23 protein-coding genes are annotated in these 26,094 nt (G+C 65.0%); 13 read left to right on the top strand and 10 right to left on the bottom strand.

Annotation, left to right across the window (positions count from 1 at the left end):
- Positions 1-249: 249 nt before the first annotated feature.
- From DUGA2_RS23130 to DUGA2_RS23110, 5 genes are read right to left on the bottom strand one after another with little or no spacing between them, the layout of a single operon-like run.
- Entirely contained in the window at positions 250-606 is a 357-nt protein-coding gene (locus tag DUGA2_RS23130; protein ID WP_070271767.1) for an Hpt domain-containing protein, read from the bottom strand.
- A gap of 17 nt (positions 607-623) precedes the next feature.
- Positions 624-1,274 (bottom strand): uracil phosphoribosyltransferase, encoded by a 651-nt coding sequence (gene upp / locus DUGA2_RS23125; protein ID WP_008448161.1) that lies wholly within the window; start codon positions 1,272-1,274, stop codon positions 624-626.
- Between the two features lie 39 nt (positions 1,275-1,313).
- Positions 1,314-1,895 (bottom strand): TetR/AcrR family transcriptional regulator, encoded by a 582-nt coding sequence (locus tag DUGA2_RS23120; RefSeq protein WP_008448159.1) that lies wholly within the window; start codon positions 1,893-1,895, stop codon positions 1,314-1,316.
- Between the two features lie 15 nt (positions 1,896-1,910).
- Positions 1,911-3,587 carry an isovaleryl-CoA dehydrogenase gene (locus tag DUGA2_RS23115; protein WP_070271766.1) on the bottom strand — a complete coding sequence of 559 codons (1,677 nt, stop codon included), beginning with the start codon at positions 3,585-3,587 and terminating at the stop codon, positions 1,911-1,913.
- The gene (locus DUGA2_RS23110) at positions 3,584-4,744 is read right to left on the bottom strand and encodes an acyl-CoA dehydrogenase family protein (protein ID WP_070271765.1); all 1,161 of its coding nucleotides are present in this window, start codon (positions 4,742-4,744) and stop codon (positions 3,584-3,586) included. Before DUGA2_RS23110 ends, DUGA2_RS23115 begins: the two co-directional genes overlap by 4 nt.
- A gap of 109 nt (positions 4,745-4,853) precedes the next feature.
- Here DUGA2_RS23110 and DUGA2_RS23105 point away from each other — a divergent pair, with 109 nt between their 5' ends.
- The 4 genes from DUGA2_RS23105 (at position 4,854) to DUGA2_RS23090 (ending at position 10,788) form a co-directional block, all read left to right on the top strand.
- A complete protein-coding gene (locus DUGA2_RS23105) occupies positions 4,854-6,056 on the top strand; it encodes an acetyl-CoA C-acetyltransferase (protein WP_070271764.1) in 1,203 nt (400 codons plus the stop codon).
- Positions 6,057-6,067: 11 nt separating this feature from the next.
- Positions 6,068-7,363 (top strand): enoyl-CoA hydratase-related protein, encoded by a 1,296-nt coding sequence (locus DUGA2_RS23100; RefSeq protein WP_070271763.1) that lies wholly within the window; start codon positions 6,068-6,070, stop codon positions 7,361-7,363.
- A 258-nt stretch (positions 7,364-7,621) separates the two neighbouring features.
- Positions 7,622-9,295 carry a bifunctional diguanylate cyclase/phosphodiesterase gene (locus DUGA2_RS23095; RefSeq protein WP_070271762.1) on the top strand — a complete coding sequence of 558 codons (1,674 nt, stop codon included), beginning with the start codon at positions 7,622-7,624 and terminating at the stop codon, positions 9,293-9,295.
- The gene (locus DUGA2_RS23090; protein ID WP_070271761.1) at positions 9,292-10,788 is read left to right on the top strand and encodes an HDOD domain-containing protein; all 1,497 of its coding nucleotides are present in this window, start codon (positions 9,292-9,294) and stop codon (positions 10,786-10,788) included. Before DUGA2_RS23095 ends, DUGA2_RS23090 begins: the two co-directional genes overlap by 4 nt.
- Before the next feature lie 8 nt (positions 10,789-10,796).
- Here the strand turns inward: DUGA2_RS23090 and DUGA2_RS23085 are convergent, their stop codons facing one another.
- Positions 10,797-11,948 carry an MFS transporter gene (locus DUGA2_RS23085; protein ID WP_070271760.1) on the bottom strand — a complete coding sequence of 384 codons (1,152 nt, stop codon included), beginning with the start codon at positions 11,946-11,948 and terminating at the stop codon, positions 10,797-10,799.
- A gap of 3 nt (positions 11,949-11,951) precedes the next feature.
- On the bottom strand, positions 11,952-13,070 hold the full coding sequence (gene aroC / locus DUGA2_RS23080; protein WP_070271759.1) for a chorismate synthase: 1,119 nt from the start codon (positions 13,068-13,070) through the stop codon (positions 11,952-11,954).
- 252 nt (positions 13,071-13,322) lie between these two features.
- Between aroC and DUGA2_RS23075 the strand changes: the two genes are divergently transcribed.
- Complete coding sequence (locus DUGA2_RS23075) at positions 13,323-15,584, top strand: bifunctional diguanylate cyclase/phosphodiesterase (protein ID WP_070271758.1); 2,262 nt, start codon at positions 13,323-13,325, stop codon at positions 15,582-15,584.
- A 54-nt stretch (positions 15,585-15,638) separates the two neighbouring features.
- Here the strand turns inward: DUGA2_RS23075 and DUGA2_RS23070 are convergent, their stop codons facing one another.
- Positions 15,639-16,094: a CBS domain-containing protein gene (locus DUGA2_RS23070; protein ID WP_008448140.1), complete on the bottom strand. Its 456-nt coding sequence runs from the start codon at positions 16,092-16,094 to the stop codon at positions 15,639-15,641.
- Positions 16,095-16,290: 196 nt separating this feature from the next.
- On the opposite strand from DUGA2_RS23070, the gene DUGA2_RS23065 reads away from it, so the two are divergent.
- Together DUGA2_RS23065 and DUGA2_RS23060 are read left to right on the top strand one after the other, a co-directional pair.
- Positions 16,291-17,601, top strand: a complete 1,311-nt coding sequence (locus DUGA2_RS23065; RefSeq protein ID WP_070271757.1) for an O-acetylhomoserine aminocarboxypropyltransferase — start codon at positions 16,291-16,293, stop codon at positions 17,599-17,601.
- A gap of 1 nt (position 17,602) precedes the next feature.
- Complete coding sequence (locus DUGA2_RS23060) at positions 17,603-18,406, top strand: alpha/beta fold hydrolase (RefSeq protein WP_070271756.1); 804 nt, start codon at positions 17,603-17,605, stop codon at positions 18,404-18,406.
- Here the strand turns inward: DUGA2_RS23060 and DUGA2_RS23055 are convergent.
- Positions 18,387-19,523 (bottom strand): HAF repeat-containing protein, encoded by a 1,137-nt coding sequence (locus tag DUGA2_RS23055; protein WP_070271755.1) that lies wholly within the window; start codon positions 19,521-19,523, stop codon positions 18,387-18,389. The genes DUGA2_RS23060 and DUGA2_RS23055 overlap by 20 nt on opposite strands.
- Before the next feature lie 174 nt (positions 19,524-19,697).
- Between DUGA2_RS23055 and DUGA2_RS23050 the strand changes: the two genes are divergently transcribed.
- On the top strand, positions 19,698-20,282 hold the full coding sequence (locus tag DUGA2_RS23050; protein ID WP_070271754.1) for a LysE family translocator: 585 nt from the start codon (positions 19,698-19,700) through the stop codon (positions 20,280-20,282).
- A 9-nt stretch (positions 20,283-20,291) separates the two neighbouring features.
- Positions 20,292-21,740 (top strand): PLP-dependent aminotransferase family protein, encoded by a 1,449-nt coding sequence (locus DUGA2_RS23045; protein WP_070271753.1) that lies wholly within the window; start codon positions 20,292-20,294, stop codon positions 21,738-21,740.
- An 8-nt stretch (positions 21,741-21,748) separates the two neighbouring features.
- Here DUGA2_RS23045 and DUGA2_RS23040 read toward each other — a convergent pair whose 3' ends face one another.
- On the bottom strand, positions 21,749-23,125 hold the full coding sequence (locus tag DUGA2_RS23040; RefSeq protein ID WP_070271752.1) for a YihY family inner membrane protein: 1,377 nt from the start codon (positions 23,123-23,125) through the stop codon (positions 21,749-21,751).
- A gap of 64 nt (positions 23,126-23,189) precedes the next feature.
- Here DUGA2_RS23040 and wrbA point away from each other — a divergent pair, with 64 nt between their 5' ends.
- Genes wrbA through DUGA2_RS23020 form a run of 4 tightly spaced genes read left to right on the top strand, consistent with a single transcriptional unit; the run spans position 23,190 to position 26,059 of the window.
- Positions 23,190-23,801: an NAD(P)H:quinone oxidoreductase gene (gene wrbA, locus DUGA2_RS23035; protein WP_008448125.1), complete on the top strand. Its 612-nt coding sequence runs from the start codon at positions 23,190-23,192 to the stop codon at positions 23,799-23,801.
- Positions 23,802-23,814: 13 nt separating this feature from the next.
- Entirely contained in the window at positions 23,815-24,222 is a 408-nt protein-coding gene (locus tag DUGA2_RS23030) for a DUF2069 domain-containing protein (protein ID WP_008448122.1), read from the top strand.
- Positions 24,219-25,625, top strand: coding sequence for an FAD-binding oxidoreductase (locus DUGA2_RS23025; protein ID WP_070271751.1), 1,407 nt, complete (start codon positions 24,219-24,221; stop codon positions 25,623-25,625). Before DUGA2_RS23030 ends, DUGA2_RS23025 begins: the two co-directional genes overlap by 4 nt.
- Positions 25,622-26,059 (top strand): DUF4124 domain-containing protein, encoded by a 438-nt coding sequence (locus tag DUGA2_RS23020; RefSeq protein WP_070271750.1) that lies wholly within the window; start codon positions 25,622-25,624, stop codon positions 26,057-26,059. Before DUGA2_RS23025 ends, DUGA2_RS23020 begins: the two co-directional genes overlap by 4 nt.
- Positions 26,060-26,094 lie beyond the last annotated feature (35 nt).

The raw sequence follows: 26,094 nt of genomic DNA, 5'->3' as shown, positions 1-26,094 counted from the left end.
TGATATCGTTTGAGGCAAGAAAGAAATGACAGACAAACTGCACTACTCTTGAATCTAAACGATCCCGCATTATACCCATTTACGAGAGAAAAGCACGTTTTCGCGAAAATAAATGCAAAGCCAAATATTTTTTGGTAGAAAACACCGTAAACAAAGGCTTTCCGTCGCTCAACTTCCTCGTCCACCAGGGCGTGTGTGTCACTATAGACAATTTAATAGTACCGGACTTGAGCTGGATCAAGCGCACACTTAATCATAAGTTGTTGCTTGCGCGTCACGTTCGGCCCATTTCAGCAGCTGTTCGACCTCTGGAATCACCGCCGGCCAGCCCGTATGCTCGGTCAGAACGCCGCGCACCATGTGTTCGATGCGCCGCGCCTGCTGCCCCAGCATGCCGAAACCGAAGGTGCCGGCCGAGCCGGCAACGCCGTGCAGCAGCTCATGCAACTGGTGCAGATCGGCCTCCGGCGGCAAATCGCCCGGCGCAGCCTTGCACGCGGCGAGCGCCTGGGCGATCTTTTCCATCGTCACCGGCACGGTGACGGCGAATTTTGCATTCAGCACCGCCAGGCGGGCGCGGAAATCGGGATCGACTGGGGTTGCCATCGCGCGGGTCCGTTGAATTACTTGGTGCCGAAGATACGGTCGCCGGCATCGCCCAGGCCAGGCACGATGTAGGCGTGGTCGTTCAGGTGCGAATCAAGCGAGGCGCAGTAGATCTTCACGCCCGGATGCGCTTTCTGGAACACTGCGATGCCTTCCGGTGCGGCGACCAGCGCCAGGAAGATGATCTGGTCGTCGGTGACGCCGCGCTTTTTCAGCACGTCGACCGCGTGCACGGCCGAATTACCCGTCGCCACCATCGGGTCGCACAGGATGAAGGTACGTTCCACGGTGTCCGGCAGGCGCACCAGGTATTCCACCGGCTGGTGGGTTTCCGGGTCGCGGAACACGCCGATGTGGCCGACGCGTGCCGACGGCACCAGGTCCAGCAGCCCGTCGCTCATGCCGATGCCGGCGCGCAGGATGGGAACGATGGCCAGTTTGCGGCCGGCGATGACCGGAGCGTCTATGGTCATCAGAGGGGTTTCGATGGTGCGGGTGGTCAGCGGCAGATCGCGGGTGATTTCGTAACCCATCAACAGCGTGATTTCCTTGAGCAGGTCGCGGAAGGTACGGGTCGACGTATCCTTGGCGCGCATGTGGCTCAGTTTATGTTGAATCAGCGGGTGGTCGGTGATGAACAGGTTGGGAAAGCGCGGATCTTGTTTCATTGTGTGCTCTTTTGTAATCGGTATGTGCTGCTCATTATACTAGGCCTCAGGGCCCAGAAACATCGCAACCGCCTCTTCCGCGATCTGGTCCAGGTCCGATCCCTGCCCCGGTTTGTACCACAGCACGCTGTAGTTGATCGCCCCCATCAGCAGCAAACGGGCGACCGCGCTGTCGCTGCGCAGCAGGCCGGCGGCCGACAATTCGCTCACCACATCCTGCCACAGCTGGTCGTAGCGGTCGCGCAGCACCTGCACACGCTCGCGCAGCTCGGGCGTCAGGCGGCGCCAGTCGTACAGCAACACGGGGATGAAGTCGTGGCCTTCGCCCAGCACGATCTCCAGGTGGGCGCGCACCAGCGCCTGGAACTTGGCGCGCGGCGGCAGCTTGCCTGCGGCGATGTCCTCGGCGGCCGGCAGGCCCGCCACCAGCCCCTCCTCCATCACTGCCGCGAGAATCTCCTGCTTGCTCTTGAAGTGATAGAACGGACTGCCGGAGCGCATGCCGACGGCGTCGGCGATGTCGCGCGTGGTGGTGCCGTCGAAGCCGCGCTCGCGGAACAGCCGCGCGGCCACCCGCACCAGATCGGCGCGGCGATTATCGACAGGAGCTGTATTCGTCATAACTGTTTATCCAATTTACTCAATAAGTGCCCGCGCCAGGATCGCGGCGCAATCGACGCCCGCCGGCAGGCGTCCAAACGCACCGCCCGGCTCGCGCGCCAGCCTTGACGCGACAAACGCCGACGATACATAAGCCGGGGCATGCCGCAGCAACAGGCCCGCCTGCACCGCCAGCACGACGCGCTCGGCCAGCACGCGGGCGCCGAATTCGTCGGACTGCGGCTGCTCAAGATCGCCCAGCAGCGCCTGCGTGTAGCGGACGTAGTCGGCATCGGCCTCGCCGGCAAGCGCCAGCTCCGCCGCCAACGCTGCGCGCGCGGCAGGAGTTTTGCCGAAGGCGCGCAGCAAGTCAAGGCACATCACGTTGCCCGAGCCTTCCCAGATCGAATTGACGGGCAGTTCGCGGTAGAGCCGCGCCAGCGGGCCGTCTTCCACATAGCCGCTGCCGCCGATGACTTCCATCGCCTCGGCGCCGAAGGCCGGGCCGCGCTTGCAGATCCAGTATTTACCGGCCGGCGTGAGGATGCGCGCCAGCAGCGCCTGCGCCGGGTCGTCGCCCTGGTCGAAGCAGCGCGCCAGGCGCATGGCGAAGGCCGTCGCCGCCTCCGATTCCAGCGCCAGGTCGGCCAGCACGTTCTGCATCAGCGGCTGTTCGGACAGTGGACGGCCGAACGCGGCGCGGCCGCGCGCGTGGTGCAACGCGTGCGTCAGCGCCGCGCGCATGGTCCCGGCGCTGCCAAGCACGCAATCGAGGCGCGTGTGGCTGCCCATCTCCAGTATCGTCGGAATGCCGCGCCCCGGCTTGCCGATCAACCAGCCGTAAGCACCGGTGAACTCGACTTCCGACGAGGCGTTGGAGCGGTTGCCCAGCTTGTCCTTCAAGCGCTGCACGCGGATCTGGTTGCGGCTGCCATCAGGCAGATAGCGCGGCAGGAAGAAGCACGACAGCCCTGCGCTGCCCGCGTCGTCGGTCTGCGCCAGGATCAGGTGGGCGTCGCTTTGCGGCGCCGAGAAGAACCACTTGTGGCCGACGATGCGGTACACGTCCTCGCCCTCATCGCCGAACATCGCCCGCGCATCGGCCGGCGGCACCGGCTCCGCGCGGGTGGTGTTGGAGCGCACGTCGGAACCGCCCTGCTTCTCCGTCATGCCCATGCCGATGATGGCGCCGCGCTTCTGCTCCACGGGCAGCGAGCGAGAATCGTACTCCGTCGAGAGGATTTTAGGCAGCCATTTGGCGGCGATCTTCGGCGCCTGCTTCAGCGCGGGCACGGACGCGTAAGTCATCGTCACCGGGCACTGCGAGCCGTTCTCCAATTGGCCGAACAGCATGTAGCGCGCCGCGCGCGCCACCTGTGCACCGGCGCCGCCCAGCCATGGCGACGCGTGCGCGCCGTTCTCGATCAACAGCGCCATCAAGCCATGCCAGGCCGGATGAAACTCCACCTCGTCAATGCGCTTGCCGACGCGGTCGAAGTTGTGCAGCTTGGGCGTGTGCAGATTGGCCAGCCGCGCCAGGTCGAGCACCTCGGCCCGGCCCAGTTGCGCGCCCAGCGCATGCAGCGATTCCGCAGCGGCCGCGCCGCCTTCGCGCAGCAGGGCTTCCTGCAAGGCCGGATCTGCCGCGTACAGGTTGACGTTCTCGAACGGCGCAACCGTGTTGTTTACTTCATGCGTATCGAATGGATTCATTTCCTCTCCTTTTTAGGCAGGATGCCCATCTGCTTGGCGATGATGCCCAACATGACTTCATCCGCGCCGCCCGCGATGGACGTCAGGCGGCCGTCGCGGAACAGGCGCGCCACCCGGTTATCCCAACTGTAGCCCATGCCGCCCCAGAACTGCATGCAGGCGTCCGGCACCATGCGCAGCAGGCGCCCGGCCTTCAGCTTGCACATCGACGCCAGCTCCGTCACATCCTTCCCGCTGATATACAGCTGCCCTGCGCGATAGGTCAGCGCGCGCAGGCTCTCCACTTCCGTCTTCAATTCCGCCAGCTTGAAATAGACATGCTGATTATCCAGCAAGCGGCCGCCGAACATGGCGCGCTCTCGTGCCCACTCCACCGTCAGATCGATACAGTTCTCCAGGCCCTGCACCGCGTTCGCGGCCGCCCACAGGCGCTCCTCCTGGAACTGCAGCATCTGGTAGACGAAACCCTGCCCCTCCTCGCCGATCGCGTGGCGCTGCGGCACGCGCACCTCGTCGAAGTAAATCAGGCCGGTGTCGGAAGCGTTCATGCCGATCTTGCGTATCTTCTTGCCGACCGAGACGCCTGGCGTATCCATCGGCACCATCACCAGCGTCTTGTTCTTGTGCGCCGGGCCGTCGGAGGTGTTGACCAGCACGCACATCCAGTCCGCCTGCAGGCTGTTGGTGATCCACATCTTGCTGCCGTTGATGATGTAGTCGCCGCCGTCCTTGCGGGCGCTGGTGCGGATGGCCGCCACGTCCGAGCCGGCGTGCGCCTCCGACACGCCGACGCAGCCCACCATCTCGCCGCTGATGGCCGGCGCCAGGAACTCGCGGCGCAAGGCGTCCGAGCCGAAGCGCGCCAGCGCCGGCGTGCACATATCGGTCTGCACGCCGATCGCCATCGGGATCGCGCCGCAGTCGACATGGCCCAGCGTCTCGGCCATCGCCATCGAATACGAATAGTCCAGGCCCAGCCCGCCGTATTCGACCGGCTTGGTCAGGCCGAGCAAGCCGAGCTCGCCCATTTTCCTGAACAGGGCGTGCGCGGGGAAGATGCCCGCCTCTTCCCACTCATCGACATGCGGATTGATTTCGCTCTCGATGAAGCGCTTCAGTGTGCGTTGTAATTCCTGATGCTCGTGGCTGTCAAACATGGCCTCTCCCCCGGTGATCAGGCCAGACTAGCGCAAATACCCTCACGAAGCAAGCAGTTGCTTTGTTGTCGTTTGCACTCTATGATAATCGTCCAGACAAGGAGATTCCATGACCGAAGCCTATGTGTACGAGGCCATCCGCACCCCGCGCGGCAAGGGCAAGAAGGACGGCAGCCTGCATAGCGTCAAGCCGATCACGTTGCTGTCGGGCCTGATGCGCGAGCTGCAATCGCGCCACAAGCTCGACACCGCGCTGATCGACGACGTCGTGCTCGGCTGCGTCACGCCGGTGGGCGACCAGGGCGCCGACATCGCCAAGATCGCCGCGCTGGCGGCCGGCTGGGACTGGAAGGTCGCGGGCGTGCAGCTGAACCGCTTCTGCGCCTCGGGCCTGGAGGCGGTCAACCTGGCGGCGCAGAAAGTGCGCTCCGGCTGGGAAGACCTGGTGGTGGCCGGCGGCGTCGAATCGATGTCGCGCGTGGCCATGGGCTCGGACGGCGGCGCCTGGGCGCTGGATCCCGAGACCAGCTTGAACACCGACTTCCTGCCGCAAGGCATAGGCGCCGACCTGATCGCCATGCTGGACGGCTACACCCGCGAACAGGTCGACGCCTACGCCATGCGCTCGCAGCAGAAGGCCGCCGCCGCGCGCGCCGGCGGCCGCTTCCGCTCGGTGGTGCCGGTGTGCGACCAGAACGGCGTGCTGATCCTGGCCGAGGACGAGTTCATCAAACCCAACACCACCATCGCCACGCTGAGCGGGCTCAAGCCCTCGTTCGAGGCGGCCGGCAAGCTGGGCTTCGACAGCGTGGCGCTGCGCAAATACCCGCAGCTGGAGCGCATCGACCACATCCACACGGCCGGCAATTCGTCCGGCATCGTCGACGGCGCCGCGCTCGCGCTGATCGGCAGCAAGGCCGCCGGCAACCGCCTCGGCCTGAAGCCGCGCGCGCGCGTGCTGGCCACCGCCGTCACCGGCACCGATCCGACCATCATGCTGACCGGCCCGGCCCCGGCCGCCCGCAAGGCGCTGGCGAAAGCCGGCCTGGACATCGCCGACATCGACCTGTTCGAAGTGAACGAAGCCTTCGCCTCCGTGGTCATGCGCTTCATGACGGAGCTGGGCGTGCCGGAAGAAAAGGTCAACGTCAACGGCGGAGCCATCGCGCTCGGCCATCCGCTGGGCGCGACCGGCTGCATGCTGCTCGGCACCCTGCTGGACGAACTGGAAGCCCGCGAACTCAAGCGCGGCCTGATTACCCTGTGCGTGGGCGGCGGCATGGGCATTGCCACCATCATCGAACGCGTATGAACGGAGCGAGCATGATCACCACACATCAAAACGGCGGCGCCATCACCGTCATGCTGGCCGCGCGGGCCATCAATCCCCTCAGCCGCCTGTTCCAGCGCGAGCTGGCGGCGCTGATCGACATCCTGGAAGCCAAGCGCACCACACTGCACGGCGTGATCATCGGCTTCCATGCCGAGCCGTCCGACTTCGACCACGAGCTGGAACACCTGATGGCGCTGACCGCCGCCCAGGCCGGCGACTGCATGCACATGCTGGGCGCGTACAACGCCCTGCTGCGCCGGCTGGAAAGCCTGGGCATCCCGGTCATCGCCACGCTGGGCGGCGCCGTCAGCGGCCACGCGCTGGGCCTGGCGCTGGCCTGCCATCGCCGCATCAGCCTGGACGACGCGACCTTCAGCCTGCCGCAAGTGCAACTGGGCGTGGCGCCGGTGGCCGGCGAAATCGCCCGCACCGTGCGCCTGGCCGGCTTGCAGGCCGCCATGCCGCTGCTGCTGGAAGGCGTGACGCTGAGCGCCGAGCAGGCGCTGCACGCAGGCCTGCTGCACGGGATGGCCGACAACGTCGAAGATGCCGCCGAGCTGGTGCGCGACGCCATGGACACCGACGCCATCGCGGCGCAGCCATGGGATATCAAAGGCTATCGCCTGCCCGGCGGCGCGCTCAATTCGGCGCCGCTGCAAACCTTGCTGCAGGTGGCGCCGGCCATGCTGCGCCAGCGTACCGGCGGCCACCTCCCCGCGCCCGAGGCGATATTGTGCGCGATGGTCGAAGGTCTGCAAGTCGATTTCGACAGCGCGCTGCTGATCGAAAGCCGCTATTTCTGCCAGACGGCGATCAACCCGGTGGCGTACAACCTGATGCGCTTGAGCCAGCTGCGCGCCAACCTCGCGGCGCCGGCCGCGCTGGAACTGGCCGCCGCACTGCATACGCGCTACGCCGAAGAGGTGCGCGCCTTGCGCGCGGCGGCGGTGCCGGAAGCCTTGCTGCGCAACGCCGCCCGCGCCGCCGGGCTGCCCGCGCCGCCGAATACCGCCGAGGGCGCCGTCGCCGCAATCGAAAACCAGGACACCCCTCCACTTGCGTTTGCCGGCATCCGCGACCGTCTGCTGTATGCCTTGTCCACCACTGCTCAAGATCAAGTTGAAAGCGGCGCGATCAGCGGCGACGAAGCGGACCTGATTTCCGTGCGTTTGTTCGGTTTTCCAGCGCATACCGGCGGCGCCATCCGCTTTGTCCAGCACATCGGCGCGCAGCGTTATGCCGAGCTTGCTTCCGGGGATCTCGCACACGCTCTCCAACGCAGCTGAGTCCGCCAGCACGGCTGCCCAAAACAGCCGTGCTTTCCCTCTGTAGCCAACGTTTTTTTGGTCTAACTCAATAGAAAACTGTAAAAGTAGCCCGGATGTTGTCATTTTTCATGTAATTTCACTCTCATCAGTGATACATTGCGATTTGGTTTTGCAAGTTTCGCGCAGCCACGTTACATGCATAAAATGAAAGATTAAATCCTCGCGATGTTTTCCAGTATCCCTGCCCCATCCCCGCGTCATGAATTGGATAACCTCATGGAAGAGGCGGGCGATGTTGTCTTCCGCCTCAATCAACTGGGGCAGATACTGTTTGCCAGCAAACGCGCGGTGGCGTTGATTAACAATCAAACGCCGCTGGCCGGCGACACGCTGGCCAGGCTGATGTCGCTCGACGACCAGGCGCCGCTGAACGCCCTGCTCGCCGAAGTCGGCGCATCGACCACCTCCCGCCTGCTGGAAGCGCGCATCAAGACCCCGGACGCCGAGATCTGGCACGAACTGCGCATCTCCTGCTACGCCAACCAGCACGGCCTGAGCGAGCTGCTGGTGGTCGGCCGCGACATGACGGTGCAGCACGCCACCGAAGAACGGCTGCGCCACATGGCCACCCACGACGCGCTGACCGAGCTGCCGAACCGCCTGCTGCTGTCGGACCGCATGCGCATGGTGATCGCCAACGCGCGCCGTTCCGGCCAGGGCTTTTCGGTCGCCACCATCGGCCTGGATGGTTTCAAGAAAGTCAACGATGGCCTCGGCCACCCGATCGGCGACGCCGTGCTGCGCACCGCTGCCGTCCGCCTGCGCAAGACCCTGCGCGACAGCGATACGCTGGCCCGCGTCGGCGGCGACGAATTTGTCGCCGTGCTGCCCGGCACCGCCACCGAGGCCCAGATCAAGCTGGTCACAGGCCGCCTGATCGCCACGCTGCAGTCGCCGTTTGAAATCGACAACCACACGATCTACGTCGGCGCATCGGTCGGCGTGGCGGTCTACCCGCAGCACGCCGAGGACGAAGTGCGGCTGGTCGCGCTGGCCGACGCCGCCATGTCGCGCGCCAAGGAAACCGGCAAGGCCCGCTGCGTGGTCTACAGCCCATCGCAGTCCGGCCCGCCGGAGCACGACATCTCGCTGGAAGCGGCGATGTTCCAGGCGGTGCGCGAGGGCGAGTTCCTGCTGTACTACCAGCCCATCGTCGACGCCCGCACGCGCGAGATCCAGGGCTTCGAAACGCTGATGCGCTGGAAGCACCCGACGCTGGGCATGGTGCCGCCGGCCCGCTTCATCCCCATCGCCGAGACCAACGGCCTCATCAATTTGCTGGGCGCCTGGGCGCTGAAGGCCGCCTGCGTGCAGCTGAAACAGTTCGAGGAGGTCGCCAAGCGCAGCCTGTACATCTCTGTTAATATCAGCCCGCGGCAATTCCGCAACGATAAATTTTTAGATGTGCTGGACGATGCGATCGCCTTCTCCGGCCTACTTGGTGAGCAATTGGTATTAGAAATCACAGAAGGCACGCTGATGATAGACCCGGTGCATGCCGAGTCCATCCTGTCCAAAATGGCCGAGCGCAATGCCCGCATCGCCATTGACGATTTCGGCACCGGCTATTCCTCGCTCGCCTACCTGAAGCGCTTCCCCATCTCCGTGCTGAAGATAGACCGCACCTTCATCCGCGACCTGCCCGGTTCGCAGAAGGACGGCGCCATCTGCAACGCCGTGCTCGACCTGGCCAAGCACCTGGACCTGTCCGTGGTGGCCGAGGGCGTCGAAACCGAAGGCCAGCTGGAATACCTGGAGCAGCGCGGCTGCCAGTACATCCAGGGCTACCTGACCGGCAAGCCGATGGCCGCCAACGTCGCCATGGCCGCGCTCAAGGAAAGCATCCACGTCAAGGTGGTGCCGGCCGAATTCCGCCAGGTGCTGCAATGACCGTGCGCTTCACAGCCGGCACGCCGCTGGGCGAGAGCACGCTGGCGACGCTGTGGGAATGCACGCGCCGCCGCGGCGACATGCCCGGCTTCGCCAAGGCCATCACCGCCATCCTGGGCGCGATGCGCGGCGAGGACGAGCAGGAATTCAATATGACACGCACCGTGCTGTCCGATCCGGTGCTGACGCAAAAGGTGCTGCGGCTGGCCAACAGCGGCATGTACTCGGCCTTCGGCCAGCACGTCAACACCGTCTCCAAGGCGGTGCTGGTGCTGGGCACGGAAGCCATCGGCCACCTGGCGCTGGGCCTGAAGCTGATCGAGGAACTGGCCGCCGGCTCGCCCGACGCCACCGTCGCCCACGTCGAAATGGAAAAGGCCGTGCTGGCCGGGATCGTCGCCCAGCAGATCGCCTACACGGCCGAAAGCCGCCATGGCGAGGAAGCCGTGGTGTGCTCGATGCTGCACACGCTGGGCCGCATGATGATGACCTTCTACATGCCGGAGCGCTGGCACGACCTGCAGCGCGCCGCCGACCAGGCTGGCCGCGACATCGACGATGTCGCGCCGGAGATGCTGGGCCTGAGCATGGAAGCCATCGGCCACGCCGCCGCCCTGCACTGGGGCCTGCCGGCCACGCTGGTCAACGGCATGCGCAAGGTCACGCCGCCGGAGCCCGGTGCGGAAGTCAGCTCCTCGGACTGGATCGCCGGCCTGTCGACCATGTCGGCCATGTGCGCCGAATCGCTGTGGCACGACGATCCCGCCGGCGCCGCCGTGGTCAAGGAATTGACCGAGGCCTACTCCGCCATGCTGGGCGTGGAACCCGCCAACCTGATGCACGCCATCGAGCAGGCCAAGGTGGTGGCCGCCAACGACCTGACCATCGCGCCCTTGTCGCGCCCCGCGGAACGCCGCGCCAAGGCGCTGGCGAAGACGCGCCAGCGCGCGGCCGGCAACAAGATCCTGCTCAGCGGCCTGGCCGACATGCGCGACATGCTGGAGACGGCCAACCCGGGCCAGATGGTGCAGATCGCGCTGGAAACCGTCTACAAGGGACTGGACTTCTCGCGCGCGGTGGCCTTCGTCCGCAACCGCAAGGACAACCAGTACGCCGCCAAGATCAGCTTCGGCGAAGGCAGCAAGGAGCTGCTGCCGGCGCTGACCTTCGACGACGCCTACGAGCCGAATGTATTCCACGCCGCGCTCAATAGCGACCGCGTGATCTTCATCGAAAACGCCCGCGACGCCAAGTTCGCCGCCAAGCTGCCGTTGTGGTGGAAGAGTTCATTGGCCGAAGCGCGCAGCTTCGTGATCCTGCCGCTGTCGGCCAACGGCCAGCCGGCCGGCTTCCTGTACGGCGACTGGGACGATTCCTTCCCGCCGATACAATTGAGCCAGACCGAGTTCTCGCTGCTGAACGACATGCGCGCGCTGGTGGTGCGGGCGGTCGAGCGCCGCCACAAGCTGGAAGCCGTCACCAGCCGCAGCTAGCAAGCTGGCTAGTGGCCGTCGCGCTCCTGCCAGCGGTAGGACAGCACGGCGGCCAGCGAAGAGCACAGCACCAGCCCTGCCGCCACGTAGTACACCGACTGCGGCCCCGCCCTCTCCCACCACTGCGCCAGGAACAGCCCGCCCAGCGAGCCGCCCACGCCATACGAAATGCTCATGTACAGCGCCTGCCCGCGCGCCTGCAACGGCCCGGAGAACCAGCGCTGCAAGGTCATCACGCACGACGAGTGATGCAGCGCGAACGTGGCCGCGTGCATGATCTGCGCCACGACCAGCAGCCACACCACCTGCGGGCCGAAGCCTATCATCAGGAAGCGCACCAGCGCCACGGCCAGCGTCACATACATCATGACCTTGGCGCCCCAGCGCCGGAACAGCGGCGCCTGGTAATAGAACAGCAGCACCTCGGCCAGCACGCCCAGCGACCACATGCCGCCGATCACGGTCTTGCTATAGCCGTTGCGTTCGAGGTAGAGCGAATAGAAGGTGTACAGCGAAGTGTGGGCCGAGACCATCAGCGCGGTCGACGCGAAGAAGGCGATCACCTCGCGCCGGCGCAGCAGCGACATCAACGGCGGCGGCGCCGTCTTGTGCTGGCGGCGCGGCACGTCCTTCAGGCGGAAGGCGGCGGCGATGGTCAGCACCAGCAGCGCGGCGGCCACCCACGGCAGCGAGACGATGCCGTAGTGCTCCAGCGCGTACGCGGCCAGCGTGACGGAAACGATGAAGCCGATCGACCCCCACATGCGGATGCGGCCATAGAAGGTCAGGTCGCCGCGCATCTCGGACAGCATCAGCGCCTCGCAGATCGGCGCCTGGCCGCTGGTGAACAGGTTCAGCACGATCATCGCCAGCATGAAGTGGGTGAAGGTGCTGCCGAACAGGAAGCCTGAGAAGCCAAGCAGCGCGGCAAAGCCGGCCATGCGCAGCACCAGCACGCGGCGGTCGTAGTGGTCGGCGACGTAGCCCCAGACGTTGGGGCCGACGATGCGCAGCACCTGGATCATCGACATCAGCACGCCGATCTGCGCCACCGTCATGCCGTGGTCGGCGAAGAACAGCGTGGCGTAGGTGCTCCAGGTTCCAGCGTGTGCGTAGTAGCAGAAGAGGAATAAAGCGAAGCTGAAGGCTTGTACCGGCACCGCTTAGCGGGCGGCCGGCGGCATGGCCGGCGCGATGTTCGGAGTTGCCACCTGCACGTCGCCGCACTGCGCGCGGTGCATCAGCGCGTGGTCGATCAGCACCAGCGCCAGCATGGCCTCGGCGATCGGCGTGGCGCGGATGCCGACGCAGGGATCGTGGCGGCCGAAGGTTTCGACCATCACCGGCTTGCCGTCCTTGTCGATCGACTGGCGCGGCGTGCGGATCGAAGAAGTCGGCTTGATGGCGATCGACACCGTGATGTCCTGGCCGGTCGAGATGCCGCCCAGCACGCCGCCGGCGTTGTTGCCGATGAAGCCGGTCGGCGTCAGCGAGTCGCCGTGCACGGAACCCTTCTGCTCCACCGACTTGAAGCCGGCGCCGATCTCCACGCCCTTGACGGCGTTGATGCCCATCATCGCGTAGGCGATGTCGGCGTCGAGCTTGTCGTAGATGGGCTGGCCGAGGCCGACCGGAATGTTCTGGGCGATGACGTCGATGCGCGCGCCGATCGAATCGCCGGCCTTGCGCAGCTCGTCCATCGCCTCTTCCATGCGGGCGATCAGGGCGGCGTCGCCGCTGGCGGCGAAGAACGGGTTGTCGTGCACATGCGACCAGTCCTGGAACGGCACGACGATGTCGCCGAGCTGGCTCATGCAGCCCTTGAACACGGTGCCGTACTGCTGGTTCAGCCATTTCTTGGCGATGGCCGCGGCGCCCACCACCGGCGCCGTCAGGCGGGCCGAGGAGCGGCCGCCGCCACGCGGGTCGCGTACGCCATACTTGTGCCAATAGGTATAGTCTGCATGACCTGGACGGAAACTTTCGGTGATGTTGCCGTAGTCCTTGCTGCGCTGGTCCTCATTGCGGATCAGCAGCGCGATCGGCGTGCCTGTCGTCACGCCCTGGTACACGCCGGACAGGATCTCCACCGTATCCGGCTCCTTGCGCTGGGTCACGTGGCGCGAGGTGCCCGGCTTGCGGCGGTCCAGTTCCGGCTGGATATCCGCTTCCGACAAAGGCAATCCCGGTGGGCAGCCATCGATCACACAACCAATCGCGGGACCGTGCGACTCACCGAAGGTAGTAACTGAGAACAACTTGCCAAATGTATTGCCGGACATAGGAAGAGAATCTTTGGAAAAAGGTGGAAAGTCCCTAATTCTACCAGCCAGCCGCGCTTGGCGTCCGGCCGGCATAATAATTTCCACAAAGCAAGTTTCTATTGGTAAAATATCATTCTTCCGTTGTAAGCATGGCAAACTTGCGCGCCGGTATGCAACGTTCTGTGCAAAGCGCTGGAAATCCGCGTTCTTTTTAACAATTCGCTATATACTTGATCTCAAGAACACCGAGAAATCCTGGAGAAGCTACACATGCCCCCACCGATCACACCCCTTGTGCAACCCAAGGATGATCACGACGATCTGGTATTCTTAGAAGAGCATCCAGCGGCGCCTGCGGTACCGGGCGCCCGCAATGTATGGCGGGTCATGATTATCGACGACGACGAAGACGTCCACTCGACCACCACCTTTGCGCTCGGCAACCTCGACATGCAGCAGCGCCCGCTGGAATTCGTGCATGCGTATTCGGCCGGCCAGGCGCGCGAACTGTTAAAGCATGAAACCGAAATCGCCGTCATCCTGCTGGACGTGGTGATGGAGCAGGACGACGCCGGCCTCCATCTGGTGCGCTACATCCGCGAGACGCTGAACCTGGCCGACGTGCGCATCATCCTGCGCACCGGCCAGCCCGGCTATGCGCCGGAGATCGACGCCATCCGCGATTTCGACATCAACGATTACAAGACCAAATCCGAGCTGACCCGCATCAAGCTGTTCACCACGGTGACGGCGGCGATACGCTCCTACGAACAAATCCGCAAGATCAACGACAGCCGCCGCGGCCTGAACCAGATCGTCCACGCCAGCACCCAGCTGATGGCGCTGCACGGCGTTCAGAACTTCGCCTCCGGCGTGCTGACCCAGATCACCGACTTGCTCGGCCAGGACGGCAACGGCGTGCTGTGCGTGCAGGAATGCCCGGACGACGGCTGCCACGAGCTGATGGTGATGGCCACCGCCGGCAGCTACCGCCACCTCGACAACACCACGCTGTGCAATGTCGAGCACAAGCACATCTACGACGCCATGGAGCTGACGCTGGGCCAGCGCCGCAATGTCTACGGGCCGGACTTCATCACGCTGTACTTCGCCGGCAAGGCCAGCCGCGACTTCGTCGCCTACCTGGAGGTGGGCCGCGCGCCGACCGAGATCGACGAACGCCTGCTGGAGGTATTCTGCGCCAACGTGGCCGTCGGCCTGGACAACGTCGAGCTGGTGACGCACCTGCACAACGCCGCCTTCTACGATCAGTTATCCAAGCTGCCCAACCGCACCCGCCTGGTCGAGATCCTCGACGCCACGCTGTCCGGCCCCGCGCGCGACGAAGCCACGCTGTCGCTGGTCGACCTGGACCACTTCGCCGAGACCAACGACGCGCTGGGCCACCAGTTCGGCGACACGCTGCTGGTCGCCGTCGCTGGCCGCCTGCAAACGCAGCTGGGCGGCCAGCTGACGGTGGCGCGCATCGGCGGCGACATCTTCTGCGTGCTGGGCGATTCGTCGCAGGTCAACCCGGCCAACATCCTGGCGCTGTTCCAGCATCCGTTCAGCATCGACGGCCAGGACGTGCAATTGTCCGCCACGCTGGGACTGGTGCGCCTGGGCGAACACGAAGGCAGCGGCGCCGACGCGCTGAAGGATGCCGACATCGCCCTCAAGCGCGCCAAGTCGCAGCAGCGCGCCGGCCACTTCTACTTCTCGCGCTCGATGGGCGTGGAGATCCGCGAACGCGTGCGCATGATGCACGCGCTGCGCACCGCCTTCGGCCAGAACCAGCTGTTCGTGGTGTACCAGCCGCAGATCGACCTGGCCACGCGCCGCCCTGTGGGCGCGGAAGCGCTGCTGCGCTGGCAGACGCCGGACGGCAAGTTCATCTCGCCGGACCGCTTCATCCCCATCGCCGAGTATTCGGGCCTGATCATCGACCTGGGCGAATGGGTCATGCGCACCGCCTGCCGCGAGCTGGTGGACCTGCGCAAGGCCGGCCACCAGAACTTCATGATGTCGATTAACGTCTCGCAGGTGCAGTTCCGCCATCCGCATTTCCTGGAGATGCTGCGCAAGGCGCTTGAAGATACGGGCGCTCCGCCGGAATTCGTCGAACTGGAAATCACCGAATCGATGGCGATGGAAGAGCCGGACCTGCTGATCAAGATGCTGGCGCAGATCAAGCAGACCGGCGTCAGCATCGCGATAGACGATTTCGGCACCGGCTTCTCGTCGCTGTCCTACCTGCAGCGCCTGCAGATCGACCGCCTGAAAATAGACCGTGCTTTCGTCACCGAGATCACCGGCTCCGCACGTGGCAGCAGCATCGCCGAGATGGTGATCCAGCTGGGCCGCAACCTCGGCCTGGCCGTGATCGCGGAAGGCGTGGAAGACGAACGCCAGGCGCAGATACTGCAAGCGCTGGGCTGCCCGCTGGCGCAAGGCTTCCTGTTTGCGCGGCCGATGACGGCGACGGCGCTCAACGGCTGGTTGAGCAACGACGCGCTGGAAGGCGCGGCATAATAAAAAACGCCATCCTCGGATGGCGTTTTATTTTATGGGCGCTGCCCGCAGAGCCTAGTCGGATTGGTCCGCCGTTTCGGCCGGCCAGTCGCGGATGTAAGCCTTGAGCATGCGGTTCTCGAAGCTCTGCGCCTCCAGCACCGCACGCGCCACGTCGTAGAACGAGATCACGCCGAGGATGGTTTTGGCGTTCATCACCGGCAGATAGCGCGCGTGCTTTTCCAGCATGATGCGGCGCACTTCATTGACTTCGGTATCCGGCGTGACGGTGATCGGATGATCGTCCATGTGCTTGCGCACCGTGCCGGCGCCGACGGTGCCGCCGTTTTCGTGCAAGGCACGCAGCACTTCGCGGAAGGTCAGCATGCCGGCCAGGTCGCCGAATTCCATGACCACCAGTGAGCCGATGTCTTTTTCCGCCATCGTGTTGGCGGCGTCCGCCAACGGCTGGTCAGGAGAAATCGTATAAAGAATGCTGCCTTTAACCTGAAGAATTTCGGAGACTTTCATTTTGGGCCGTCCTGTCCGCTGATATGGGCTATGTGAATGGGGTTTCTAGTTATTGTAGCCTTATAGCGAATGTAGCCTATGCCCGGCAAAAAATCCAGCGATCCGGATAAGCAAATCGCAACATTTTTACAGTGCTGTTGCCCAGCCGCGATTCAGGGTAGGATGCCGGGCATTCCTATAACTCCAACGAGACCATATGAGCGGACCCAAATACCCCGGATTTGATACTCTCGCCCTGCACGCCGGCGCCACGCCCGACCCAGCCACCGGCGCACGCGCCACGCCCGTCTACTTCACCTCATCCTTTGCGTTCAAGGACTCCGACCACGCCGCTTCGCTGTTCAACATGGAGCGCGCCGGCCACGTCTACTCGCGCATTTCGAACCCGACCAATGCGGTGCTGGAGGAGCGCATCGCCGCGCTGGAAGGCGGCGTGGCCGGCATCGCCACCGCCAGCGGCCAGGCCGCGATGCATCTGGGCCTGGCCACCATCGCCGGCGCCGGTTCGCACATCGTCGCCTCGCGCGCGCTGTACGGCGGTTCGCACAATATGCTGGCCTACACGCTCAAGCGCTTCGGCATCGAGACCACTTTCGTCGACCCGCGCGACCTCGACGCCTGGCGCGCGGCGATCCGGCCCAACACCAAGGTGCTGTTTGCCGAGACGCTGGGCAATCCAGGCCTGGACGTGCTGGACATCGAAGCCGTCGCCGCCATCGCGCACGAACAGCACCTGCCGCTGATGATGGATTCCACCTTCACCACGCCCTATCTGCTCAAGCCCTTCGAACATGGCGCCGACCTGGTGTTCCACTCCGCGACCAAGTTCCTGTGCGGGCACGGCACCGCCATCGGCGGCCTGCTGGTGGACGGCGGCACCTTCGACTGGCAGGCCGCCTACGACAAGACCGGCCGCTACGCCGAACTGTGCGAGCCGTACGACGGCTTCCACGGCATGGTGTTCGCGGAAGAATCGACCGTGGGCGCCTTCGCGCTGCGCGCGCGGCGCGAAGGCCTGCGCGACTTCGGCGCCGTCATGAGTCCCCACAACGCCTTCGCCGTGCTGCAGGGCGTGGAGACCCTGGGCCTGCGCATGGACCGGCACGTGGCCAACACCCGCAAGGTGGTCGAGTTCCTGCTGTCGAATCCCGCCGTGGAATCGGTGTCCTATCCCGAGCTGGAGTCGCACCCGGACTACGAACTGGCCAAGCGCCTGCTGCCGAAAGGCTGCGGCGCCGTGTTCTCCTTCAACCTGAAGGGCGACCGCGCCGCCGGCCGCCGCTTCGTCGACAGCCTGAAAGTGTTCTCGCACCTGGCCAACGTCGGCGACGCCAAGTCGCTGGCGATCCATCCCGCCTCCACCACGCACTTCCGCGTCCCGGCCGACCAGCTGGCGGCATCGGGCATCACCGAAGGCACGATGCGGCTGTCGGTGGGACTGGAGGATGTGGACGACCTGATCGAAGACCTTGCGCGCGGCCTGAAGCTGTCGCAGAAAGGAGCATGACATGCTGCTGACCGTACAAGGCGTGGACGCCTACTGCTACACCGGCGGCAAGCCGTTCGACGCCGCCCTGCCGACCGTGGTGTTCATCCACGGTGCGCAGAACGACCATTCGGTGTGGGCCTTGCAGACCCGCTACTTCGCCCATCACGGCTACAGCGTGCTGGCTGTGGACCTGCCGGGCCACGGCCGCAGCAAGGGCGCGGCCAAGACCGGCGTGCCGGAACTGGCGGACTGGCTGCTGCAAGTGCTGGACGCGGCCGGCGTGCAAAAGGCCGCGCTGTTCGGCCACAGCATGGGATCGTTGATCGCGCTGGAGGCGTCGCACAAGGCGCCGCAGCGCGTCACGCACCTGGGCATGGTGGGTTCGACCTATCCGATGAAGGTGTCGGACGCGCTGCTGGAAACCTCGCGCACCGATGAGCAGAGCGCCATCGACATGGTCAACATCTGGTCGCATTCGACGATCGCGCAGAAGCCGTCATGCCCCGGGCCGGGCTTCAATACGATGGGTGGCGCGCGCCGGCTGATGCAGCGCATCTCGCAGATCAATCCGCAGCAGGTGTTCTACACCGACTTCACGGCCTGTAACGCCTACGCCAACGGCGAGGCGGCCGCGCAGGCGGTGCGCTGCCCTACCCTGTTCCTGTTCGGCGCGCGCGACATGATGACGCCGCCCAAGTCCACCAAACTGCTGACCTCCACCATCAGCCACGGCAAGGTGGTGACGGTGGACAGCGGCCACTCGCTGATGAGCGAGCAGCCGGATGCGGTGCTGGACGCGCTGTTCAGTTTTGCGGGAACTTGAAGCGGATAATCCGGTTCGCGCCCTGCATCACGATGCCGCGATAGCGGCGGCGGTAGATCACAATGCCGGCGGTGCCGGCCAACACCACCAGGATCAGCGACACCAGGTCGGTGCCGCCGTGGGTGACGACCGGGCGTTGGGCCGAGTGCATGGTCGATGCCTGGAACTTCTTGCCGACGTACCGCGCGCCGATCACCAGTTCCTCGGCGTTGATGTTATTGACGAGGTACAGCCCGAAACCGCCCGGATGCACGCTCATCTTGCCATCGCGGTAGACGAAGGAACGGCGCTCGTCGCCGATGCGAATGCTGCCGACCACGTGGCCGGCGGCGTTGATGGACGTGGCGAAGCTGTCGCCGTAGCCGATCAGCGCACCCAGGTCCACCATTTTTTTGCCGTCATGGACGAAGGCATGCCAGCGGCGCTCCGGCGTTTCCGAGGTACCCACCACCACGCCGGAATCGTTGACAGCGGTGGCTCCGCTTGAGCGGCCACCCAGCGTGCCCAGGTCCTTCATGCCCTCGCCGGGCTTGTAGATAAAGGCGCGGCGATAGCCGTCCGACAGCGCCGCCGTGCCGACGATCACGCCGTCGGTGTTGACGCCGGCCGCGTAGCTGATGTTGCCGCCCAAGGTGCCCAGGTCGACCAGGGGACCGTCGCCATTGCGGCCGGTGGAGAAGGCATGGAAGTAGCCGTCGCTGGTGTCGGCGTATCCGACCGCCTGGCCGGAGCGGCTGATGCCCATGCCGTAGCTGCTGTTGCCGCCCAGCGTGCCCAGGTCGCGCATCGCCAGGCCGGCGCGGAAGACGAAAGCGCGCCAGTGGTTGTCGCTGTCCTGGGCCGAGCCGACGACATCGCCGCCGATGTTGATGCCGCGGGTGAAGCTGTCGCTGCCGCCCAGGGTGCCCAGTTCGACCAGGCGCTTATCCCACAGCACCGCGCGCTGGCGACCATTGTCTTCCTCGATGATGCCGGCCACCTGGCCCGCCGCGTTGATGTCGACCGCGATGCTGGCCTCGTTGCCGCGCTCGCCCAAACCCGGCGGATGCGGCTGCTGGGCTGACGACGCCACACCTGCAACTCCCAACAAGACCACCGCAATCGGCATTCTCAGCATGACGTCTCCTAGTTGATTTTAATGAATGCCGATTCTATAACGACATCCGAACGATGGGCAACTGTAGCGGTAGATCGACTGATACAGCATGGGCCTGTACCCTGGCTCTTGTGCCTTGTGCCCGCCGCGCCGCGCTCCTAGACTGGCAGCACTCCCAAACTGTGAAGGCATCGCATGACCGAACTCCTGCCCTTGATAATCTATTGCTTCGTGATGTCGGCCACGCCCGGGCCGAACAACGTCATGCTCGCCACCACCGGCGCCAATTTCGGCGGCCGTGGCGCGCTGCCGGTCGTGCTGGGCATCCAGGCCGGCATGTTCGTGCAGACCATGCTGATGTGCGTCGGGCTGGGCACCGTCTTCGTCACCTACCCATTGGCGCATCAGGTGCTGCGTATCGCGGGATCGCTATACCTCGTATTCCTGGCCTGGAAGCTCAGCGGCGCATCGATGGGGGCGGCGCAGGCGCCCAAGGCGGTGTCGTTTTTCCAGGCCACGGTATTCCAGGCGCTCAACCCCAAGAGTTGGGTCAAGGCCGTCACCGTGGCCTCGGTGTTCATGCCCGCCGGGCACAATACGGTCGCCGATGCGCTGCTGGTATCGGCGATAGGCACCGCTGTCGGCGCGCCGTGCAATGCCATGTGGGCGCTGTTTGGCGTCTCGATCCGCCACTTGCTGAAAGACCCGCGCAAGCAGCGCATCTTCAATTTGACGATGGGCGCCATCCTGCTCGTACTGGCCGTGATGTTTTTACGCTAGACTCTCGCCATGTTCGCCATCGACCGCACCTCTCCCATCCCCCTGTCCAAGCAGATTGAGGCCCAACTGCGCCACATGGTCGAGAGCCGCGCGCTGCCCGGCGGCGCCAAGCTGATGTCGATACGCCAGTTGGCCACCCAGCTGGCCGTCAGCACGAATACCGTGGTGGTGGCCTATGACCGGCTGGTCGCCGCCGGCGTCATCGATTCGCACGGCACGGCGGGTTTTTTTGTGAGCGCGCCCAACGATGCCGGCAAGTCTATTCCCGATGAAGTCGCGCTGGAAGCGGGTGTGGAACAGGAGCCTGTCTGGCTGGCGCAGCAGGCCAACGATCAGCGCCCCGGCATCCTGCTGGCCAGCAGCGGCGCCCTGCCGCCGACCTGGCTGGAGGACGCCGTGCCGGCCAGCGCCGTGCAAAAGGCCTTGACGCGCAGCGCCGCAGGCATGGCCTCGCGCTGCCCGCCGCAAGGCCTGCCGGAACTGCGCGAGCATATCGCCTTGCTGTTGCGCGGCATCGGCATCGCCGCCGACGCCAGCCACATACTGACGAACCTGGGCGGCACCCACGCGATCGACCTGATTTGCCGTAGTTTTCTGCAACCCGGCGACACCGTGCTGGTGGAAGATCCCGGCTACTTCCTGATGTTCGGCCGCTTGCGCCAGGATGGCATACGCCTGGTGCCCGTCAAGCGCGGCCCCGACGGCCTCGACCTCGATGCATTGGAGGCGGCCTGCCGCGAGCACCGCCCGCGCCTGCTGTTCGTGCAAACGGCCTTGCACAACCCGACCGGCTGGAGCAGCAGCGCCGCCAATTTGCACAAGGTCTTGATACTGGCGCAGCAGCACGGCTTCCTGATCGCCGAGGATGACGTGCACGGCCATTTCCAGCACAGCCACAGCACGCGGCTGGCGTCCCTGGCCGGGCTGGACGGCGTGATCTACTATTCCAGTTTTTGCAAGGCGCTCAGTCCTGCCTTGCGGATGGGCTATCTCGCCGCCGCCCCGGCCCTGCTCAAAGTGCTGATGCGGACCAAGATCCACGCCATCATGACGATGCCGGCGCTGAACGAGTACGTGCTGCTGGAGGTACTCAAAGCCGGCAACCTGCGCAAGCACCTGGACCGCATGCAACGCAAGATCATGGCGGCGCGTAACACCAGCACGCAGCAACTGAGCGCGGCGGGCGTGCTGTTCGAGCAGCCCGGCGATGCGGGCATCTTCTTGTGGGGCACCATGCCGGAAGGCCTGGACGTGGACTTGCTGGTGCAGGACGCCTATCGCAACAACATCCTGCTGATGCGGGGCGCCGCCTTCTCGGCCAACGACACGCCCGACCAGCACATTCGCTTTAACGTCGCGTTCAGCCAGCATCCTCGGCTGAGCACCTACCTGCAAGAGCGGCTGCAAGCCGTGGCGGGAGCCCGCTCAAGCCTGGCGCGCGCCAGCAGCGCGGCCTGACCTAGAGCTTAACGGCAGTCGATCGGCCCGAAATGCTCGGCCAGGGTCTTGCCCAGGCCCGCCTCGACAGCCGCTTCCACCTCGCGCGCCAGCGACGCGGCGGCGCGCGCGGCTTGCAGGTCGCGCTCGTCGTCGCTGTCCGATACCACACCGGCGTTGATCGGCATGCCGGAGAACACGAAGAGGCGATAGACCTCGGCCAGCGTCAACTTCTCGACATTGGCCAGGATGACCCAATGATCGCCGCCGTCGCTGATACGCTTGCCCCACTGGACGCGCTGCGGCGCATCGACCTTGACACGCCCCACCCAGCCTTCGGCCATCATCCTTTCCAGCAGCGCGTCCATCTCGTCGAAGCCCAGCCGCGTGCGCGCGCGGATCGCGCCCGCGCTGACCAGCGCCGTATCGCCGCATTTGCAGGCCACATGCAGCACCCGCAGGATCGCCATCGCATCGACGAATTCGCCGCCCGGCTGCGCCTCATGCCACCAGCGCTCGTACTTCACCACCGGCAGCGCGGCCACCAGCAGCGCGCCGAACAGCGTAATCATCCACGACACATACACCCACAGCAGGAACAGCGGCAGCGCCGCCAGCGCGCCGTAGATCTTCGAATACGTCGGGAACTGTGTGATGAACACCGCGAAACCGCGCTTGGCCACCTCGAACGCCAGGCCGGCCACCAGGCCGCCCCAGGCCGCGTCGTACCAGTCCACGTCGCGGTTCGGCACCGCCACGTACAGCAGCGTGAAGGTTGCCGTGGTCAGCGCCAGCGACAACACCGTGTAGATCAAGGCGCCGATCACCGGCACGTCGCCTATCAGGTCGCTGGTGGCCATGAATACCTGGCCCGACAAGGTCAGCGACACGCCGATCAGCAAAGGTCCGAGCGTGATGATGGCCCAGTAGACCAGGATGCGCTTGGTCCAGCGCCGCTCGGCGCGCACGCGCCAGATGCGGTTGAAAACGCGCTCGATCAAATTCATCATCGCGATCGACGTGAAAATCAGCGCCACCGCGCCCACCGCCGACAGCCGCGTGGCCTTGGAGGCGAACATGGTCAGGTAGTTCAAGATCGTGCTGGAGATCGACTTCGGCATCACGCTTTGCACGAAGTAGGCTTCCAGCGACGTGCGGAAGGTGTTAAACAGCGGGAAGGTGGTGAAGATCGCCAGCGCGATGGTCAGCAACGGCACCAGCGCGAACACCGTGGTGAAAGTGAGACTGCCGGCCACTTGCGGCAGGCTCTCCTCGCGCAGGCGGCGGTGGGCAAACAGGAACAGGTCGCGCACTTCGGGCCAGGACAACGAACGTACTGTGTCTATCCCGCTACGGCAACTGCGGGAAACATACTGTAAAACCGGGTGTATATATTTTTCGTACATGAGCGATAATCGAAATACAAGGTGGCGACGCTGCCACCCTCTAAAGCGCCCTATAATACCGCCGATGAACCAAGCCAATCTGATTATTCTCGTATTGTTTTACTCACGCCATGGCGCCACGCGCAAATTGGCCGAACTGATCGCCCAGGGCGTGGAGAGCGTACCGGGCTGCGACGCGCGCCTGCGCACGGTTCCAGCCGTATCGACCGTGGCCGAAGCCACCGAACCGGACGTGCCGGCCGATGGCGCTCCCTACGTCGAGCTGGAAGACCTGGCCGAATGCGCGGGCCTTGCGGTCGGCTCGCCCACGCGCTTCGGCAACATGGCCTCGGCGATGAAGTATTTTTGGGACGGCACGGCGGCCCAGTGGCTGTCCGGCGCGCTGGCCGGCAAGCCGGCATGCGTGTTCACGTCCACCGGCAGCCTGCACGGCGGCCAGGAATCGACGCTGCTGTCGATGATGATACCGCTGTTCCACCACGGCCTGATGGTGCTCGGCCTGCCCTACACCAACCCGGAACTGATGACTACCTCCAGCGGCGGCACGCCCTACGGCGCCAGCCACTGGTCCGGCCTTGACGGCAAGAAGACCATCACCGAAGATGAAAAACGCCTGGCCATCGCGCTGGGCCGGCGCCTGGCCGAAACGGCCGTCAAACTGCGCGCCGCCGCTTGAACAGGGACGCATGATGGAAAACACGATGCAAAAGTATTGTCACTGGGGCGCCATCGGCAGCCTGGTGACGCTGATTATCTGGTGCGTGTTGTGGGAAATGGTGCTGGCGCCGCTGCATCCGGGCGGCTCGTGGCTGGTGCTGAAGGCCGCGCCGCTGCTGCTGCCGCTGTACGGCGTGTGGAAGCGCGACATCTACACCCTGCAGTGGACCTCGATGATGATACTGCTGTACTTCACCGAAGGCGTGGTGCGCGGCTGGAGCGACAAGGGCACCCTGTCCGCATGGCTGGGCTGGGGCGAGGCGCTGATCGTCTGCGTCTACTTCGTGTGCGCCGTCATGTATCTGCGCCCTTACAAGAAGGCGGCCAAGAAGCTGGCCAAGGAATTGCTGGACAAGGTCAAGGTCAACACCGTCAAATGACAGACTTCCTCACCCACTGCCGCTCCGTGGTGGGCGATGCTTTTGTGCTCGACACGCCAGCGGACATGGCGCCCTTCCTCACCGATTGGCGCGGCCGTTTCACCGGCAAGGCCCTGGCGGTGCTGCGCCCTGCGACGGTGGAACAGGTGGCGGCGCTGGTGCGGGCTTGCGCGCAGTGGCGCGTGGCGCTGGTGCCACAGGGCGGCAACACCGGCCTGGTGTTGGGCAGCGTGCCCGATGCCGGCGGCGGCGCCGTGGTGCTGTCGCTGGCGCGGCTGAACGCCATCCGCCAGGTCGATGCTATCAACCGCACCATGACCGTGGACGCGGGCTGCATCCTCCAGCAAGTGCAGGAAGCCGCCGCCGCCGAGGGCTGCCTGTTCCCGCTGTCGCTGGCGGCCGAAGGCAGCTGCACCATCGGCGGCAACCTGTCCACCAATGCCGGCGGCACGGCGGTTCTCCGCTACGGCAACACGCGCGAACTGTGCCTCGGGCTGGAGGTGGTCACGCCGCAAGGCGAGATCTGGAGCGGCTTGCGCGGCCTGCGCAAGGACAATACCGGCTACGACCTGCGTGATCTGTTCATCGGCGCCGAAGGCACGCTGGGCGTCATCACCGGCGCGGTGCTCAAGCTTTACCCACAGCCCAAGGCCAGCATCACCGCATTGGCCGCGCTGCCGTCGCCCACGCACGCGCTCCAACTCCTGAACCTGATGCAGGACCATTGCGGCTCAAGCCTGACCGGCTTCGAACTGATGTCGCAGTACTGCCTGAACCTGGTGGCGCAGCAGTTCCCGTCGCTACCCAAGCCTTTCGCCGCACCGCATCCGCAGTATGTGCTGATGGAGCTGTCGAGCAGCGAATCGGAGCAGCATGCCGTCGGCCTGCTGGAAAACGCCATCGGCGCGGCGCTGGACCGGGATATCGTCAGCGATGCCGTGGTGGCGGCTTCGGTGGCGCAATCGGCCGGGCTGTGGCAGCTGCGCGAACACATCCCGCTGGCGCAGGCCAAGGCCGGCAAGAACATCAAGCACGATATCTCGCTGCCGGTGTCGCGCATCGCCGACTTCATCGCCGCCACCGGCCCCTTGCTGGAAGCGGCATTCCCGGGCTGCCAGCTGGTGTGCTTCGGCCACCTGGGCGACGGCAACCTGCACTACAACGTCGCGCCGCCGGACGGCATCTCCAATGAGGACTTCCTGCGCAACCAGGAAAAGATCAACCGCGTGGTGCACGACAGCGTGGTGGGCTTCGGCGGCTCGATTTCGGCGGAGCACGGCATCGGCGCGCTGAAGCGGGACGAACTGGCCCACTACAAATCGGCGGTAGAGCTGAACATGATGCGCGCCATCAAAGCGGCGCTGGACCCGCTGGGCATCATGAATCCGGGGAAGGTACTATGAAGGCTATGATGTGCGGGGTCTTGCTCTGCCTTGCCGCGTTGAGCGCGCAGGCGCAAGGCGTCTACAAATGCACGGTGGACGGCAAGGTCAGTTATAGCGACACGCCCTGCCCGTCCGCCGCCGCGTCCGCGACGACGCTGGTGGTCCCAGCCGCGCCGCCGGCCGATCCGGCAGCTGCGGCCGATCTGGCGCGGCAAAAGAAGCAAGCGGCGGCGCTGGAGAAAGCCCGCCACCGGCGCGAAGACCAGGACGACCGCGCCGCCGAAAAGGCCGCGCAAGCCGCAGCCGCACAACGCAAGAAGTGCGGCAAGCTCAAACTGAACAAGCAATGGGCCGACGAAGACGTGCGCAGCGCATCCGTCGCCAAGCTCGATACCGCCAAGCTTCGCGCCAAGCGCGCCGGTGAAACCTTGGCGCTGGAGTGTCCACAGTAATGCCTGAACCGATACAGGAATTCACTCGCAGCGCC

This window comes from Duganella sp. HH101, assembly GCF_001758795.1.
In the GTDB taxonomy this organism is placed as follows: Bacteria; Pseudomonadota; Gammaproteobacteria; order Burkholderiales; family Burkholderiaceae_D; genus Rugamonas; species Rugamonas rivuli.
Note: the sequence above shows the minus strand (reverse complement) of the source record. Positions and strands in the feature narration are given on the sequence as shown.

Excerpts from the sequence above, each read along its gene's own strand:
- DUGA2_RS23130 (WP_070271767.1), bottom strand. The coding sequence starts at position 606 with ATGGCAACCCCAGTCGATCCCGATTTCCGCGCCCGCCTGGCGGTGCTG.
- upp (WP_008448161.1), bottom strand. The coding sequence starts at position 1,274 with ATGAAACAAGATCCGCGCTTTCCCAACCTGTTCATCACCGACCACCCG.
- DUGA2_RS23120 (WP_008448159.1), bottom strand. The coding sequence starts at position 1,895 with ATGACGAATACAGCTCCTGTCGATAATCGCCGCGCCGATCTGGTGCGG.
- DUGA2_RS23115 (WP_070271766.1), bottom strand. The coding sequence starts at position 3,587 with ATGAATCCATTCGATACGCATGAAGTAAACAACACGGTTGCGCCGTTC.
- DUGA2_RS23110 (WP_070271765.1), bottom strand. The coding sequence starts at position 4,744 with ATGTTTGACAGCCACGAGCATCAGGAATTACAACGCACACTGAAGCGC.
- DUGA2_RS23105 (WP_070271764.1), top strand. The coding sequence starts at position 4,854 with ATGACCGAAGCCTATGTGTACGAGGCCATCCGCACCCCGCGCGGCAAG.
- DUGA2_RS23100 (WP_070271763.1), top strand. The coding sequence starts at position 6,068 with ATGATCACCACACATCAAAACGGCGGCGCCATCACCGTCATGCTGGCC.
- DUGA2_RS23095 (WP_070271762.1), top strand. The coding sequence starts at position 7,622 with ATGGAAGAGGCGGGCGATGTTGTCTTCCGCCTCAATCAACTGGGGCAG.
- DUGA2_RS23090 (WP_070271761.1), top strand. The coding sequence starts at position 9,292 with ATGACCGTGCGCTTCACAGCCGGCACGCCGCTGGGCGAGAGCACGCTG.
- aroC (WP_070271759.1), bottom strand. The coding sequence starts at position 13,070 with ATGTCCGGCAATACATTTGGCAAGTTGTTCTCAGTTACTACCTTCGGT.
- DUGA2_RS23075 (WP_070271758.1), top strand. The coding sequence starts at position 13,323 with ATGCCCCCACCGATCACACCCCTTGTGCAACCCAAGGATGATCACGAC.
- DUGA2_RS23070 (WP_008448140.1), bottom strand. The coding sequence starts at position 16,094 with ATGAAAGTCTCCGAAATTCTTCAGGTTAAAGGCAGCATTCTTTATACG.
- DUGA2_RS23065 (WP_070271757.1), top strand. The coding sequence starts at position 16,291 with ATGAGCGGACCCAAATACCCCGGATTTGATACTCTCGCCCTGCACGCC.
- DUGA2_RS23060 (WP_070271756.1), top strand. The coding sequence starts at position 17,603 with ATGCTGCTGACCGTACAAGGCGTGGACGCCTACTGCTACACCGGCGGC.
- DUGA2_RS23055 (WP_070271755.1), bottom strand. The coding sequence starts at position 19,523 with ATGCTGAGAATGCCGATTGCGGTGGTCTTGTTGGGAGTTGCAGGTGTG.
- DUGA2_RS23050 (WP_070271754.1), top strand. The coding sequence starts at position 19,698 with ATGACCGAACTCCTGCCCTTGATAATCTATTGCTTCGTGATGTCGGCC.
- DUGA2_RS23045 (WP_070271753.1), top strand. The coding sequence starts at position 20,292 with ATGTTCGCCATCGACCGCACCTCTCCCATCCCCCTGTCCAAGCAGATT.
- DUGA2_RS23040 (WP_070271752.1), bottom strand. The coding sequence starts at position 23,125 with ATGTACGAAAAATATATACACCCGGTTTTACAGTATGTTTCCCGCAGT.
- wrbA (WP_008448125.1), top strand. The coding sequence starts at position 23,190 with ATGAACCAAGCCAATCTGATTATTCTCGTATTGTTTTACTCACGCCAT.
- DUGA2_RS23030 (WP_008448122.1), top strand. The coding sequence starts at position 23,815 with ATGGAAAACACGATGCAAAAGTATTGTCACTGGGGCGCCATCGGCAGC.
- DUGA2_RS23025 (WP_070271751.1), top strand. The coding sequence starts at position 24,219 with ATGACAGACTTCCTCACCCACTGCCGCTCCGTGGTGGGCGATGCTTTT.
- DUGA2_RS23020 (WP_070271750.1), top strand. The coding sequence starts at position 25,622 with ATGAAGGCTATGATGTGCGGGGTCTTGCTCTGCCTTGCCGCGTTGAGC.